The 769-nt window shown below is 31.5% G+C and carries 1 protein-coding gene; it reads left to right on the top strand.

The genetic code is table 11. The annotated features are described in order from the left end of the window. Nucleotides 1-95 precede the first annotated feature (95 nt). The coding region (locus ACYQ2L_RS17175) for an HAD family hydrolase (RefSeq protein ID WP_460058352.1) at nt 96-769 on the top strand (674 nt) is incomplete at its 3' end.

The raw sequence follows: 769 nt of genomic DNA, 5'->3' as shown, positions 1-769 counted from the left end.
GTAAAGGTGTGCTCTGGATCAGGCGACTTTTGGGGGCCGCAGGTTGGAACTATAATGTTAGCTTGACGCCGCTTTCGCGGCGCCTGAGGAGAAAAATGATAAAATATATTTTCTTAGATTTTTATGGAACAATTGTAGAAGAGGATGATGTTTACATACAAAGAATTGCAGAAACCATCCGGGATAATTCAAAACAAGAATGTAATGCAAATGAGATCTCCAAATACTGGCATTCGACTTTCCAAAAAATATGTGCAAAATCGACTGAAGCCAATTTCATCAATCAGAAAAATATTGAAATATTGAGTTTAAGAGAAGTGATCTTAAAGTATAATTGCAATTTGAAAGAAGATGAACTAACAAAAATATTATTTGATTACTGGAGAAATCCAGTAGTTTTTGACGATGCAGAACGATTCTTAAAGAATAATAAAATTCCAGTTTGTATTGTTTCAAATATCGATACCAATGAAATTTTTACTGCAATCAAGAACATTGGGATGAGTTTTGAAAAAGTGATCACAAGTGAAGAATCTAAATCCTATAAACCACAGAAGAAAATTTTTGAAGACGCTTTAAGGGAATGTAATTGCAATATTAATGAAGTAATTCACATTGGTGACTCATATAGCTCCGACATAAAGGGATCTCAATCATTAGGAATTAATAACATATGGATAAATAGAAGTAGGAAAAAAAATAAAGAGAGAATACACAATTATGAAATATATAACTTTAATGAACTTGAAAAGATATTGAATGAAGAAAG

This window comes from Spirochaeta dissipatitropha, from assembly GCF_054657935.1.
The sequence above is the reverse complement of the archived record's forward strand: the minus strand, read 5'-3'. Positions and strand labels throughout refer to the sequence as shown.